General features: G+C 32.7%; 15 protein-coding genes. 6 read left to right on the top strand and 9 right to left on the bottom strand.

The window, feature by feature from the left end:
• Positions 1–113: 113 nt before the first annotated feature.
• Positions 114–473 (bottom strand): DoxX family protein, encoded by a 360-nt coding sequence (locus KA856_RS03630; RefSeq protein WP_107384145.1) that lies wholly within the window; start codon positions 471–473, stop codon positions 114–116.
• 13 nt (positions 474–486) lie between these two features.
• Positions 487–1,539, bottom strand: coding sequence for an LLM class flavin-dependent oxidoreductase (locus KA856_RS03625; protein ID WP_107384146.1), 1,053 nt, complete (start codon positions 1,537–1,539; stop codon positions 487–489).
• A gap of 499 nt (positions 1,540–2,038) precedes the next feature.
• Between KA856_RS03625 and KA856_RS03620 the strand changes: the two genes are divergently transcribed.
• On the top strand, positions 2,039–2,773 hold the full coding sequence (locus tag KA856_RS03620; RefSeq protein ID WP_107384147.1) for a CHAP domain-containing protein: 735 nt from the start codon (positions 2,039–2,041) through the stop codon (positions 2,771–2,773).
• Between the two features lie 806 nt (positions 2,774–3,579).
• Here the strand turns inward: KA856_RS03620 and nhaC are convergent.
• Both nhaC and KA856_RS03610 read right to left on the bottom strand, forming a co-directional pair.
• On the bottom strand, positions 3,580–4,980 hold the full coding sequence (gene nhaC / locus KA856_RS03615; protein ID WP_210138501.1) for a Na+/H+ antiporter NhaC: 1,401 nt from the start codon (positions 4,978–4,980) through the stop codon (positions 3,580–3,582).
• 37 nt (positions 4,981–5,017) lie between these two features.
• Positions 5,018–6,088, bottom strand: coding sequence for an NAD/NADP-dependent octopine/nopaline dehydrogenase family protein (locus KA856_RS03610; protein WP_107384149.1), 1,071 nt, complete (start codon positions 6,086–6,088; stop codon positions 5,018–5,020).
• A gap of 253 nt (positions 6,089–6,341) precedes the next feature.
• Here KA856_RS03610 and KA856_RS03605 point away from each other — a divergent pair, with 253 nt between their 5' ends.
• The 5 genes from KA856_RS03605 to KA856_RS03585 all read left to right on the top strand — a co-directional run bounded on the left by KA856_RS03605 (position 6,342) and on the right by KA856_RS03585 (position 9,512).
• Positions 6,342–6,704, top strand: a complete 363-nt coding sequence (locus KA856_RS03605) for a DUF4870 domain-containing protein (protein WP_107384150.1) — start codon at positions 6,342–6,344, stop codon at positions 6,702–6,704.
• A 313-nt stretch (positions 6,705–7,017) separates the two neighbouring features.
• Positions 7,018–7,485, top strand: coding sequence for a CHAP domain-containing protein (locus tag KA856_RS03600; protein WP_107384151.1), 468 nt, complete (start codon positions 7,018–7,020; stop codon positions 7,483–7,485).
• A 269-nt stretch (positions 7,486–7,754) separates the two neighbouring features.
• Positions 7,755–8,075 (top strand): DMT family transporter, encoded by a 321-nt coding sequence (locus KA856_RS03595; protein ID WP_107384152.1) that lies wholly within the window; start codon positions 7,755–7,757, stop codon positions 8,073–8,075.
• Complete coding sequence (locus tag KA856_RS03590; RefSeq protein WP_107384153.1) at positions 8,075–8,392, top strand: DMT family transporter; 318 nt, start codon at positions 8,075–8,077, stop codon at positions 8,390–8,392. Before KA856_RS03595 ends, KA856_RS03590 begins: the two co-directional genes overlap by 1 nt.
• A 163-nt stretch (positions 8,393–8,555) precedes the next feature.
• Complete coding sequence (locus KA856_RS03585) at positions 8,556–9,512, top strand: 2-hydroxyacid dehydrogenase family protein (protein WP_181187381.1); 957 nt, start codon at positions 8,556–8,558, stop codon at positions 9,510–9,512.
• A gap of 386 nt (positions 9,513–9,898) precedes the next feature.
• On the opposite strand, the gene KA856_RS03580 is transcribed toward KA856_RS03585, so the two are convergent.
• The 5 genes from KA856_RS03580 to fdhF all read right to left on the bottom strand — a co-directional run bounded on the left by KA856_RS03580 (position 9,899) and on the right by fdhF (position 15,771).
• Positions 9,899–11,023 carry an FAD-dependent monooxygenase gene (locus KA856_RS03580; protein ID WP_107384155.1) on the bottom strand — a complete coding sequence of 375 codons (1,125 nt, stop codon included), beginning with the start codon at positions 11,021–11,023 and terminating at the stop codon, positions 9,899–9,901.
• A gap of 116 nt (positions 11,024–11,139) precedes the next feature.
• Positions 11,140–11,916, bottom strand: a complete 777-nt coding sequence (locus KA856_RS03575) for an N-acetylglucosaminidase (RefSeq protein WP_107386434.1) — start codon at positions 11,914–11,916, stop codon at positions 11,140–11,142.
• A gap of 26 nt (positions 11,917–11,942) precedes the next feature.
• On the bottom strand, positions 11,943–12,227 hold the full coding sequence (locus KA856_RS03570) for a hypothetical protein (RefSeq protein ID WP_181187396.1): 285 nt from the start codon (positions 12,225–12,227) through the stop codon (positions 11,943–11,945).
• Positions 12,228–12,352: 125 nt separating this feature from the next.
• The gene (locus tag KA856_RS03565; RefSeq protein ID WP_107385142.1) at positions 12,353–12,817 is read right to left on the bottom strand and encodes a helical membrane plugin domain-containing protein; all 465 of its coding nucleotides are present in this window, start codon (positions 12,815–12,817) and stop codon (positions 12,353–12,355) included.
• Positions 12,817–15,771: a formate dehydrogenase subunit alpha gene (fdhF, locus tag KA856_RS03560; protein WP_107385141.1), complete on the bottom strand. Its 2,955-nt coding sequence runs from the start codon at positions 15,769–15,771 to the stop codon at positions 12,817–12,819. Before fdhF ends, KA856_RS03565 begins: the two co-directional genes overlap by 1 nt.
• Positions 15,772–15,788 lie beyond the last annotated feature (17 nt).

The following is a 15,788-nucleotide window of genomic DNA, read 5'->3' as shown; positions in this document are numbered from 1 at the left end:
ACAACTTGAGACATTTATTAAAGTCCCAAGTTGTGTTAACTATCATTTTTACTTTTTCATTTAAAACGAAACGCTTTATTATATCCATATCCAGCTGATATTTTAATGATTAATTATTTCTTTTTACAATCTAAAGTATCTAATAAGCTAAGTGCTGCTAATCCTGTTAAATCAAGTGCATGTTTTGCACCTGCTTTACCATGACCAGCTTCAAAGTGTTTATACGCTGCTACACCTAGCACTGTAATAGTTAATAGTGAAGCAATGCGTGATAGTCTTTTACTTGCAAAGCTTAATACGAAAAATACTGCACTTAATCCTTCTAAAGCACCAGCTAAAGGTACTGCATTTGCTGGCAAATTAAACACTTCAGTAAAGGTATCTTTCATAGATTTGTCACCTTTTAATTTAGGTTTTGCCGCACCATATAATTCTTTTGCTAATTTTAAATTTGTTAAATAACGTAATATCATTTTTACTCTCCTTCTATTTGTTTTCAAAATATTTATCTACAATAGGTTTTACCCGCTCACCTAATAATTTAATGGTGTTAATTGTATTTTCATGAGGCATTGAGCCCACAGGGGTATGCAACATAAAGCGAGATAAACCTAATGTTTCAACAGTTTCAATAATTTTATTAGCTACAGTTTCTGGACTACCAACATATAATGCCCCATGCGGTCCTGCTTCACGTATGAAGCTATTTTCATCATATAGTGGCCACCCACGTTCCTTAGCTAATACATCATGGCTTGCTTTTACTGAAGGGAAAAATTCACGAAAAGCTTGTTCGTCCGTTTCAGCAATGTAACCCCAAGAATGTGTAGCAATCGGTAATTTACTCACATCGTGACCATAAGATTCAGCTATCGATTTATACATATCAATATTTCTACGGAATCTTTTAGGGTCACCGCCAATTATAGCATAAGTGATAGGTAATCCTAATGCTCCTGCTTTCAATGAAGATTCTGGCGTTCCACCTGTGGCTATAGCAATAGGTAAAACACCTTGCTCAACTCTAGGATACACACCTAAATTTTGTATGTTCGCTCTCAGTTGACCAGTCCAATTTACAATTTCATTTTGATTAATTTGCATCAATAATTCAATCTTTTCATTAAATAGCTGTTCATAGTCATTTAAGTTATATCCAAATAATGGAAATGATTCTATAAATGAACCTCTTCCTACCATTATTTCAGCACGACCATTTGAAATTGCATTTAATGTTGAGAACCTTTCATAAACTCTTACAGGATCATCTGAGGATAATACAGTAACAGCACTACTCAATTTAATTTGCTTTGTATTTCTAGAAGCTGCAGCTAATACTGTAACTGGATCAGAAACAGCATAATCAGGTCGATGGTGTTCTCCTAATCCATAAACATCAAGACCATAACGATCTGCAATTTCAATTTCTTCTATTATATTCCTTATCCTCTGAGCATTACTAATTGCAGGTTCTTTACCTTTATCGGTGAAAATTTCACTATTATCAGCAAAAGATGTTAAGCCAATCTCAATTTTCATTCATTCACCTCGCTTATCAAGTATATTTTTTATACTCATTATCTTAAAACCTTTCAAATAAACTGTCAATATCATTGCTCATTAATATCATGCAAACATTTGTATCAATTATTCTCAATTCTTTCAAAAATAAATAATCTTTCTCTTTAGAAAATAATATATTATTTAAATAACTAAATTTTAGCATTTATTAGCATTTGTAATTTTCTGTTATTTTACTTATTTGTAATAAATTAGAGTGCAATATTACACTTAAATGACCGTAAAATACGATTATAATGGGCATTTAGGCCTATAAAAAGTTAATGTTTTTTGTTACATCTAATGATTAATTATTAGAGTTAAATTACAAAATGATAACATTGCACACAAATCGACCATTATCTGATAAAGTATTGCTTGTCGTTAAAACAACGAAAAAAACTATATTAAACTATTGTCATTTAGAGACTGAGATAATAAATTAAATGCTTTATAATTATTAGGAGGATATTTTACAATGAAAAAAATCGCTACAGCTACAATCGCTACTGCAGGAATCGCTACTTTTGCATTTGCACAAAACGAAGCAGATGCTGCTGAAAACAATAATGGTTATAACCCTAATGATCCAACTTCTTATAGTTATTCATATACTATAGATCAACAAGGTAATTACCACTATACTTGGCAAGGTAATTGGAATCCAAGTCAAGCTGACCAAGCTCATTCAAATAATAATGGTGCTACAAATAATGGTCAAAACAGTAATTACGGTTCTACATATGGTAATTCAACTCAATCATATACAGCTAACAATACAACAGGTGGCGGTGGAGCTGCTTCAAACTCAACTTCAGACCGCAACATCAAAGTAACTACAACTAGCGCACCATCAAGTTCATCAAGTTCTATTTCAAGTACTTCAGGTTCTTCTAGCAACCTTTATACTTCTGGACAATGTACTTATTATGTATTTGATAAAGTTGGCGGTAAAATTGGTTCAACTTGGGGTAACGCTAACAACTGGGCAAGCGCTGCAGCTGCTTCAGGTTACACAGTAAATAACTCACCTTCACAAGGTTCAATCTTACAATCTTCAACTGGTGCTATGGGACATGTAGCATATGTTGAAAGTGTAAACAGTGACGGTTCAATCCGTGTATCTGAAATGAACTATGGCCAAGGTCCTGGTGTTGTTACTTCACGTACAATTTCAGCTAGCCAAGCTTCAAGCTATAACTACATTCACTAATAATCGTAAATATATAAGCGGGTAGGATACAAAATCACTGGCTAAAAATAAGCGTCAATTTCTATTGTAATAATATAGAAATTGGCGCTTTCTTATTTCACTTTTAGATATTGTTTCGATAACATAATGGCATTCGTGATATATATTTGAACAATGTCTTCATTTAAAACGGTTTTAAAATTGCTGACGACTCAGGTGTTTTATAAAATGAAACTATTTTGACATTGAAGCATTCTACAATATAAGCAACAAAATAAAAAAAGTCTAGGACATCATTGATTCGTCCCAGACACTTTAAAAGCAATAAAACATTTATTCATCGAATAGTATCTCAATTTAGCAATTTCATTCAAACCTATATTTTTGTAAATATAACATTACTATCATTATAGATTAAACTGAAGTATAGTCATAAAAATTTTCAATTAATACTTTACTTATTGACATGTAACGATACATATATCATTATTGTATTTTCCAGATAAATCGGTTTTATACTGTACCATCGCTACAATATACAATATAAAACCGACTATAAAATAGATAATAGAAGGATATTTAAAATCTTTACCTATATTGAAATATTGATGTATTCCTTAAAATAAAGTATTATCGCTACAATAAACACTATATTTAATACGGAACCACCTCATCCATAGTTTTGTTTAGCCGAATTATCTATCCCATAAACATATTATTATTAATTTCACTTAAATCTATCTAAAGCGTAGTAATATAAACAAGTTTAAAGTTTGAATATATTACTACGCTTTATTATATTTTAGCATGTTGCTAATATATAATTTTTATCCTTCGCTAGCTTTAGCTTTTTTTATGCCAATACCACTAAAGCCATAAAATATCGCAAATAGGACACATAAATAACAAGGTACAGCCCAAATAAAGAACTGATCAACAGAAACACCTAATTGTTGAGTATAATAAATGCCAGAAGTGCCCCATGGTATCAATGGTATAATCATTGTACCTGAATCTTCTAATGTTCTGGATAAATTTGACCGATCCAAGCCCATTTTATTGTACATATCCATCATTAATACACCAACCATAATTATTACCACAGAAGCAACACCTGCAGCTAACACCATCATTAATCCACCTAAAACTGTGGCAAGAATTAAAGTACCCACTGAATTGATATTACTAGATATTTTCTTCAATATCACATCTAAACATCCTGCCTTTTCCACTATACCAGCAAAGGCATAACCACAAAAAATAGTAACTACAATTTCAGTCATACTCATCATACCGCCCTGTTCTATTAAATTAACAGCTTTATCGGATAATGAGCCGTGTAAATTGGGTACCATACTTTTATTAAATCCATCAAAAGTGGCTTTAAAGCCATCTGTCATATTAAACCCATTATTAAATGCGCCGATAACAATCGCACTTACACTGGAAATTAACATCGACGGCACCGTGGAAATTTTAAGCAATAAACATACAATGATAATGATTAAGGGTAACCATACAAAAAAGTTGATGTTATAAATCGTTGATAGCTCCTTAAGCATCGCATTAACTTGCGAAGTATTCGCGCTATCTTTAAATTGTAAACCAGCAAAATACCATACAATTAATCCAATTATAGATGCTGGCACCGTTGTCCATATCATCGCTCTTATATGTGAGAAGATATTTACTTTAGTTACCAATGCTGCTAAATTGGTCGTATCTGATAGTGGTGACATTTTATCACCAAATACTGCACCTGCAATGATTGCACCTGCAGCCATCCCAGCTGGAATATTTAGTTGTGCACTTATCGCCATCAGTGCTATGCCTGCCGTAGATGCTGACCCCCATGCCGTTCCAGTAGCAACTGAGGTAATTGCACAAATAATAAATGCTGATACTAAAAACAAATTAGGGTTTAAAAACTCTAAACCATAATAAATCAGTGCAGGTACTGTTCCAGAATACATCCAAGTACCTACGATAATACCTACAGATAATATAATAAATATCGCTGGCATTGCTGTTGCTAAGCGATTGGTAATGCCTTCTTCTAAATCTTTCCATTTTAAACCTACTCGTCTCGCAATAATTGCAGCATAAGCTGAAGAAAGAATAAGTAATGCTTGAATTGGAATATCAAACACAACAAAACCAGTAATTACAATAATAATCATCACTATGATCGTTGAAATTGATTCTAAAAAAGTTGGTTGTCTTTTCATACACATTTCCCCTTATTTATATGAATGAATATTATAATTAGTACAATCCTAACTTATCTTTTCCTAACTCATCTATCGTTAATCCCTCTTCAAAGAAGTCACGTTCTAATATTGTAGATGCAATAATAATAATCGCATCAATGTTAGGCGTTGGTACATCAATTTCCCGTCCTAAACTTGACCAAAGTACTAAACCATGTGCAATATCTTCTGTTAAATAACGATTCTTCACATGATTAGGTCCCTTAATTTGAGAAAATACGGGACTCGTATTAAACAAACGGTTAAGTGGTTCATCCTCATCTTGTCTTTCTAAATAACCACGTTCAATTCGAGCTTCTTTTGCAGATGATAACTCAAATCCTAATTTACGTCCTAATGTTAGTCTTTCTAACTCTACTGCATGTAATAAGCGCACAGTATGTTTCGTAATCCCTTCTTCGTACAGAGCGAACGTGTCAGCATAATCAATTCTTCCTACATTTAATAACGTTGGCCCAGGGTGAACTTCAGGGTTACCATTTTCTAAATTTGTTTTCCACAAGCTTTCTTCTTTTACAATATAAGGATACAATTTTTCTATTGTATCGAAGCTATCACTTAACTCTTCTTTATCATATGTTGAAAAATGTACTTTTCTAACATTTAAAGATAAATCGACACGCGCTGCCTCAAAATCGACACGTGTACCATAAGTTAATGTATTTACTTCAGCAAACTTAGGCATTACATCAATGTGCATATCTTCTAGTACATTCATAAAACGTATTGATCCCATTGCAGCAGCAATATTAAAGAATATTAATTGATGTGCTTTGATAAATGGTGCCATAGTATGTGCATAATGTTCAATGAATGATGATGGTATAACAACTTGTACAACATCAGCACCTTCAAGTACGTATTCCATATCGTCACTTATGTCAGTAAATTTTACGAAGGTTTCTTCACCTTCATTATTAAATGTAAAACCACCTTGTTCAATGGCTTTATCAAATTTATCTAAAGATTGATTTCTACAATATAACTTGACTTCATGTCCTTTGCTAACCATATCTAGTGCTGCAGTAACAGCACCATTACCTGATCCTACGATAGCTATCTTCATAAACACCCTTCTTTCTTTAAACATCAAATTTTTCGTGTTAAACATTACTCTCATGTATAACCTATTAAGAAAAATGATAAACACTGGCATACAACCTATTTAATTTTTTCAATTAAATACTTGTTTATGTGCATTTCTATATTTTAACAATATCGCAACATTGTAAACAGTCTTTTTTATAAAATTTTTCAAATAATGTACAACTCATTTTTGGTTTTGTTATAGTAATAGTAAGTTAAAAGGAGGAATAATAATGACTGAAGCTTACTCAAATCGTGAAGTATTAAATCAAGAACCTAATAGTGATTCAAGATTGATGGCAACATTAATTTATGTACTTAGTTTTTTCACTACATTTTTAGCACCACTAATCATTTGGCTTATTAAACGTGAAGACTCAGCATTCGTTGATAGAGCAGGTAAAAATTATTTTAATTTCCTAATTTCATATGTTATTTGGTTAACCGTTTCAACTATTTTGATGTTCATTCTCATAGGATTTATTCTATTTCCTATCATCGCAATTTTAAACTTTATTTTTACAATTGTAGCAGCAGTAAAAGCGTATAATGGTGAAGATTATTTACCACCGCTATCTATTAGATTTTTCAAATAATTTTAATCAAAATTTTGTGATTCTTTACACTCATTGTAATATACAAATCCAGCAGATGTGTATATTATGTATTTAAACCTTATACTTGCGCATTTTTTACCATATTACAACAATATTCGCTTTTGTAACCTCACGTGTTGTTTATTACAACAATATGTGAGGTCTTTTTAATTGTTTTACAAATACGTAACAATCCACACAAAGTGATGATCTTCTGTTATTGTATAAATTGTCGTTGAAACTAACGCAGTAATTATAAAAATAAATTTTATTAAAATAATAGATGAATTAAATTTGGGAGGACTTTTTTATTATGAAAAAAATAGTAACAGCAACAACATTGACAGCAGGTATCGGCGCAGCAATTGTAGGTTTAGATCACGGAAATGAAGCAAATGCAGCTGAACAAACTACACAAGCTAATCAAAACACAACACAAGCTACATCAGGTTCAAGTGCAAACTTATACACTGCTGGACAATGTACTTGGTATGTATTTGATAAAACAGGTGGCGAAATCGGTTCTACATGGGGAAATGCAAATAATTGGGCTTCTGCAGCATCTTCAGCAGGATATACAGTTAACAATTCTCCAGAGGCAGGTTCTATCTTACAATCTAGTGAAGGTAGCATGGGTCACGTAGCATACGTTGAAAATGTAAACAGTGATGGTTCTGTAAATGTTTCTGAAATGAACTATAATGGTGGACCATACTCAGTAAGTGAACGTACAATTTCAGCTGGCGAAGCTAGTTCATATAATTATATCCACCTTAACTAATATTGCCATTAAATAATCACTATTGGGAGGCATATGTAATATAAAGTCATGTGCTTAAATGGCGACTTTATACGTATGATAAATATGGTTGTTTATGTTAAAAATGCCAATAGCAATTCGTTTTCAATAAATAAGTAGTAACTTATAAAAGCCTAAGACATTCTTTAATGTCTTAGGCTTTTTTATATTGAAATGATGTCTACATATTGCAGGCTAATTAAAAGTTTGAGAAAATAATAGCGTTTCATGCAAAAAGGAGGTTGAACCAAATGCAGTGGCTTAAAGTTATCGTAGCAGGAATTATAGAAATATTATGGGTTACTGGATTAAACACTGCTGACTCATTCTTGAGTTGGGCTGGTACGATTATTATTTTAATATTGAGTTTCTATTTAGTCATTTCAGCTTGTAAATCGTTACCTGTTGGAACTGTTTATGCTGTATTTGTAGGTATTGGTGCAATTGGAACGGTACTGGTTGATATGATGTTTTTCGGAGACCATTTTAACATTGCGAAAATAGCATTAGTTATCTTACTTGTAATTGGAATTATCGGTCTTAAATTAACTACAGAGGAGGCTGAACAATAATGGCATGGATCATACTATTTATGGCTGGTTTACTAGAAGTTATTGGTGTCATTATTCTAAATGAAATTGCTCGTACTAAAAAGAAAGCATTCGTTGTGCTTTTAGCAGTTGCCTTTATTTGTAGTTTCAGCACACTTAAACTAGCGATGACAATGGGTATACCTATGGGGACTGCTTATGCTGTATGGAGCGGTATCGGTACAGGTGGTGGCACGCTAGCTGGCATGCTCATCTATAATGAATCTAAAAATATCAAACGTATTTTCTTTATTGTTATCATTGTTTTAGCAATTGTTGGTTTGAAAATTGTTGGCTAAAATAACTTTTTAAATTAACGCAATATCTACGATAATAAAATAATCACTTTATTTTAGAACTATAATTATATGTAATATGTACTTTGTTATAATTGAGAGCAATGTAAAAGTTTGTTTACTTATATAAAATTTACTATACTTTAGGTAAAGGAAGTGATTATACATGGTAAAAGTTTTCATTGCAGGCCCAATACCAGAAGTTGGGTATAACTTGCTAAAAGAACAAGATTATGAAGTCGATATGTATGAAGGTAAAGGAATTATTGATAAAGAAACATTGATCCAAGGCGTTAAAGATGCCGACGCTTTAATCAGCCTTCTATCTACTAATGTTGATAAAGATGTGATTGATGCAGGCTCAAACTTAAAAATCATCACAAACTATGGCGCTGGTTTCAATAACGTAGATGTTGAACACGCACGCCAAAAGCAAATTGATGTAACAAATACACCAAAAGCTTCAACAAACTCTACAGCAGAATTAACTTTCGCACTTGTATTAGCTGTAGCGAGACGTATTCCTGAAGGCGATAAATTATGTCGTACAACCGGATTTGACGGATGGGCACCATTATTCTTCCGTGGCAGAGAAGTTTCTGGTAAAACAATAGGAATCATTGGTTTAGGAGAAATTGGAAGCGCAGTGGCAAAACGTGCGAAAGCATTTGATATGAACGTACTTTACACAGGACCTCATCAAAAAGTTGATAAAGAACGTGAAATAGGCGCTAAATATGTTGATTTTGATACACTCTTACAGCACTCAGATTTTATTACAATTAATGCTGCATATAATCCTGATTTACACCATTTATTTGACACTGAACAATTCAAATTAATGAAACCAACAAGTTATCTCATTAATGCAGCTAGAGGCCCTATCGTAAATGAAGCCTCTTTAGTAGAAGCATTGAAAAATAAAGATATCGAAGGCGCGGCATTAGATGTGTTTGAATTTGAACCTGAAATTAATGATGAACTGAAATCATTAGATAATGTTGTTATTACACCTCACATTGGTAATGCTACGTTTGAATCTCGTGATATGATGTCAAAAATTGTAGCTAATGACACAATAAGTAAACTTAATGGTGAAGAACCTAAATTTGTCGTTAATTAATCACTGATTATTTAACAAAACATAGACACTGAGATATCTTCATTTTTGACTTATGTTTAAATACCAGTTTCTATTGAAAACAGTTATAAACTCCCGCAATTAATAGGATTAAAATAAAAACGCTTCCGTGCTATTTATTTAAATGAATAGCACGGAAGTGTTTTTCTATTTGCAAGGTTGTTTATGCAATAAAAATTAAGAGCAAATTAAATTTAATCAGATAGTTCTATATGACATAATTTAAGCATTGAAAATGACAAACTAGATTATCACCTTAGTAAAGTTAACAAAATAATAGTCAATTTAGATAAAAAGCCGTAAATGTATTTTTCTAAAATACATTTACGGCCTTTATGATATTGAGCGTTTTGTTCTAAATATATGTTTTACTTTTCTTTCGATTTATAAATAAATTTTGTCTGATTGGATAGTAATCGATCAGGAAGGATTTTAGCAATTTTATTTCTCACTTTAACGACAAATTTATTTGTTCTTTGCGCAGTTTTCCCTATTTTTCTAGAGCGCTTCACTATTTTTTTTGTATGCTTCACACGTAATTTATCATAGCGTTCCAAAGCTAAATCAAAATCATATGATTGCACACAATTCGCGAGAACAATAGCGTCTTCCATTGCTTGACCAGCACCTTGCCCCATGTTAGGTGTCATTGCATGAGCAGCATCACCTAAAAGCACAACACGTTGATAAACAAATGATTTCAATGGGTTTAAATCATACATATCATGTAATAATACGTCTGTTTCACTTTGTTTATCTAAAACTTGTCTAACCTCATTAGGAAAATGATTAAATCTTGCCTGTAGATGTGGTTTCGCAAAAGCATGTATTTTAGTATCATGTGCTTTGGCAGAAATTGAAATAAACCAATAAGCCTGATTATTTAATAATGGCACAATACCCACTCTACCTTTTGTAGACCAAAATTCCTTAGCAATGTGGTTATCTTTTAAATCAATATCTTCAACTAAGCCTCTGAATACTGTGTATCCTTGATAAATTGGTTTACTATTTGGTACTAATGCTTGCCTTATATTTGAATGGATACCATCAGCGCCGATACATAAATCAAATGATTGTGAAGTTTGTTCAGAAAATTGTAAGGTCACTTTCAAGTCCCCATTTTCAATTCCTGTTACATTATGATTTGTGAAAATTACGCTATCAGGCACATAAGATTTAATCACATCTAATAAACTTTGGCGTGACATTGTTAAATTAACAGTGTTTTTTTTCAACTTAAGTTTTGATAATTGTTTGTCTTTTTCATCCCGAACTTCCATCACATCAATAACTTGTCCAATGTTTTTCAGTCCTTTTGCTAAATCATGACCATTTAGTTTTTCAATGACATTACCACCAATGCCAATACCAGCACCTAATTCAGATACTGTATCTTCTTTTTCAAATACACTTACATCATGACCTTGCTCTATTAATAAAGCTGCTGCAGTTAAACCACCTATACCTGCACCGACGATGGCTATTTTCATCTTTATTCACTCCAACTTTCCCTAATCTTTTAATATTATATTCACATTTGTATAATAACATAACAAAATGTAATGTAAGTTTCTAAAAATTGTGGTTGTAATCTTTGTTGATGTCACTACAAATAATAATCTTTGTTGATGTCATCTTTTTTAATGCCTGAATTTTTATAAAAATGTTTCATAAACCAAGCGATATTGTCATCCCAATCCACATCACTTGCATATTGATGCTCACCAGGTGTCTTAGGATTCCATCTCATTTGATAAAGTGATATTTGTTTATTATCAAAGTAATTTTTCCTTACAAATTGAGCACCACCCATAATTGCTTTTTCAGGGGATGTCCACGATTGTTTTTTTGCAAAGCTACTACCAGTATGTACTGCATTTTCATCAAATGCACCTATACCAAAAAAGTTATAATATCTTTCATCTCCATCTTTAATACCTTTTGCTAATTCTGATTTACCATTACCTGTTTCAACTAGGGCATGACTCACTAAATATAAAACATTAACATCATACTTATCTTGTGCCTTTAGGAAAGTTTTACCTTTCCCTTTTAATATACCTTTATTTTTTAAAATTTTATTTATCTCGTCTTCGGACATAGATACTTTTTCAGAAATATCCATATGATTTAAATCGTCTTGATCACTATTAACTTCCATTGCTTTTTTCACATCTGCAGTAGAAGCTTTAATAAATTTACCTTCTTGTTCTTTCATATTTAATGCATCTGAGCTTACTTGTTTATCTACCGCTTCATTAAAAGTATGGGTCTTTTGTTTCTCAAATAAAGATGTTTCATTTATTATTAATAAAATCACAAATATAGCGATAATTAATATTAATAATATTAACGGTATACGTTGCTTAACACGCTCATTCATATTTTAAAATCTCCCTGCATTGCATTTTATTGAGTTAATGTGAAATAGGCAAAAATAACCGCAATAAGAACGATTATAAAGGAAACGTTAATTGCAATACGCATGCCCTTTCGATTTCTAAATAATGTGTTGAAAATTACTAAGCTAATTGTCAAAGAAACAACAAACATTGTAATTGCCATCACAACATTTAAAGTAATTAAAAATATAATACCAATGACTAAAAATATATTTGAAATAATAGCCATGGTTTTAATTAATTTCGGATTAATAAGTCTCCACTCCTTGTAACTAAATTCTAAATCAATCATTCTATTCATTGAAATTGTATCATATTTACTTAATTTTCAATATGTCATTTATAATAGCAAAAAGCTCTTATGTGAATAAAATTCACAATAAGAGCTTTTTCATATAATATATGCACTTCATTTTATTATCTAGACATACCTCTGAGCATATTTAACATATAAGTTAAACTACGATTCATTTCATCATCTTTAAGTACACTCATTAAACCAGTAATAGATGTTTTTTGGTTTGGACTAGCTTGATTTGCAACACTTAAGCCTTTATTTACTTTATTTAACATAATGCTCAAATCTTTGACATTCAAATCACCTAAAAGGAAAACAAGTGATGCCATATTGGTAATCAATCCTGTGTATTGTTCTTTATTTAATTCAACTGCGAATTTATTAGCGATAACACCTCGACTATTGACGATACCTGATAGCGCATCTAGTATTTTGGCATCGTCTAACGTGCTAATAATATTAATAGCTTTCATGATACTATCTTTATTTGCTGCAATTGCATCGGTAACTTCTGCTAAACTTTCTTGTTTAATTTGTTCTTCAGACTTTTGCATGCGTTTAATTTTCGTTATTCTCTCAGCCATTATTTATTCACCTGACTTCCTGGGAAAGTGTAATCATCACGTTTCCATTTGTCTTCAACACGTACACTATACTGTGGTTGTCTTTGTTTATTTACTCGGAAGTTTGTTGGGTTCAATGGTGATTTTCCTCTGCGTGTTTTAACTTCCATTCGACAACTTGTACGTTTATAAGAAGGTGTATCTGTATCTTTATCCACATCACTATTTGTCAATAAGTTAATAGCGCCTTGATCGCCATTAATCATGGCATTGTTATTTAATGGAATATAAATTTCTTTCCCTTTCACTCGATCTGTTACGTGTGCGATCAATTCAGCTTCACCACTGTCTGAAATCAACTTAACCTCTGCCCCTTCATGAATATCTCTTTCTTTTGCTAGTTCTGGAGATACCTCTACGAACGGTTGAGGAACTTTATACGCAAGACCTGGTACTTTATATGTCATATTTCCTTCGTGGAAATGCTCTAATAAACGTCCGTTGTTAACATGTAAATCGTATTCTTCATTAACTTTAAAGAAATTATCAAATGTTAAAGGATAGAAATTCGCTTTACCGTCTTCAAAGTTAAATCCATCTAAATACAATGTTGGTTGGTCTGTGCCGTCTTCAGCAACAGGCCATTGTAAACTATTGTATCCATCTAATCTGTCATAATTAACACCTGAATAAGATGGTGTTAATTTAGCAATTTCATCCATGATTTGACTTGGATTTGTGTAATTCCAATCATAACCTAATGTTCTAGCTACATCTTGGATAATGACCCAGTCTGGTTTTGATTCACCTTTAGGTTCAAGTGCTTGATATAAGCGTTGGATACGACGTTCAGTATTGGTGAAAGTACCCGTCTTCTCTAGTGATGGACATGCCGGTAGAACTACATCTGCATATGAAGCAGTGAAAGTGAAAAATTCATCTTGTACGACTAAAAAACCAACTTTTTCAAGTGCAGCTTGTACATAATTAATATTTGAATCAACGATACCTGTATCTTCACCATATAAATACAAAGCGTCAATTTCACCAGCATGAATGCCTTCCATCATTTGATGGTTATCTTTGCCAGGAACACTTGGTAATGTTTCACCATATTCTCTTTCAAATTTAGCGCGGATTTCATCATCTACCACTTTTTGGTAACCAGGGAATTGATCAGGCATACTCCCCATATCACTACATCCTTGTACGTTGTTGTGACCACGAAGCGGATATGCACCAGTACCTGGTTTTCTATAGTTACCTGTAGCTAATAATAAGTTGGATATTGCAGTAGACGTGTCACTACCAATATCTTGTTGTGTTACACCCATAGCCCAGGCAATTGACACTGTTTCAGCATTAACCATTTGATGCGCAAAATCAATGAGCGCTTCTTGCGAAATACCTGTTGTATCTTCGGCAAATGTCATCGTATATGGAGCTAAAGATTTATGATATTCATCGAAGCCATTTACCCATTCATCAACAAAAGCTTTATCGTGTAAGTCATTATCTATAATATATTTTGTCACAGCTGATAACCATACTAAATCAGTACCTGGTTTAGGTTGATAGAAGTTATCAGCTCTTTCAGCCATTTCATGTTTACGTATATCAAACACATTTAAAGTATTATTATATAATTTATGTCCACGTTTAATACGAGAAGCGATGACTGGGTGCGCTTCTGCAGTGTTTGTCCCTATTAAAACAACCATGTCAGCAATTTCAAGATCTTCGATTGAACCAGAGTCACCGCCATGTCCTACCGTTCTAAATAATCCCTTGGTTGCAGGGGCTTGACAGTAACGAGAACAGTTATCCACGTTATTTGTACCAATCACTTGTCTCGCAAGTTTTTGCATTAAATATGATTCCTCATTTGTCGCTTTAGATGAAGAAATGAATGCTAGACCATCTGAGCCGTGAGAAGCTTTTACCTTGTTAAAGTTATCAGAAATCACTTGTAGTGCTTCATCCCACTCTACTTCTTCGAATTGATTATTTTTACGTACTAATGGTTTAGTTAATCTTTCTTCTGAATCAATATAATCCCAACCGAATTTACCTTTCACACACGTTGCAATTTTGTTTGCTGGAGATTCATGTTGAGGTTGTACTTTCAATACTTCTCTACCTTTTGTCCAAACGTCAAATGAACAACCAACACCGCAATATGTACATACAGTCTTAGTTTTTTCGATGCGTTCTTCACGCATCGCTGCTTCCGAATCAGATACCGCAAATAGCGGTCCATAACCTGGTTCTGCTTTTTTAGTTAAATCGATCATCGCAGCAAGTGATCCTGGCTCTAAATCTGTCATATAGCCAGCGTTACCTTCCATGTTGACTTCTAGCATTGCATTACAAGGACATACCGTCGCACACTGACCACACCCAACGCATGATGAATCATTTATTGTTGTATCATTATCCCAAATGACACGCGGTTGTTGACGTTCCCAATCAATCGTTAAAGTTTCGTTGACTTGGACATCTTGACAAACTTCAACACAGCGCCCACATAGAATACATTGGTCTGGATCATAACGATAGAACGGACCATAATCTTTTTCATATGGTTTTTCCTTGTATTCATATGTTTGATGTTCGAGACCCCACTGATCCATTGTATTATGAATTTCACAATCACCATTATTATAATCACATACTGTACAATAAAGCATATGTTTTTCTAAAATACGGTCTAAAGCTTCTTTTTGACTTGTTTGTACGTTATCATTTTGTGTATTAACAATCATTGGTTTATCTATCGTCGTACTACAAGCACGTTGCATCACACCGTCTATTTCTACTGTACACGTATCACAAGTTTCTATAGGACCAAGCGATTCGTTATAACATATAGAAGGTACAAACGTATCTTGTGATTTAATAAATTGTAGTAAGTTTGTTCCGGGTTCCACAAGATAATCTTTGCCATCTAATGTAATAATTAAATGTTCTTGCATACTATTCACCCCTATTA

This window comes from Staphylococcus sp. GDB9P120P (genome assembly GCF_017893435.1).
Lineage (GTDB): Bacteria > Bacillota > Bacilli > Staphylococcales > Staphylococcaceae > Staphylococcus > Staphylococcus cohnii.
This window is presented reverse-complemented; position numbering and strand designations above follow the sequence as displayed.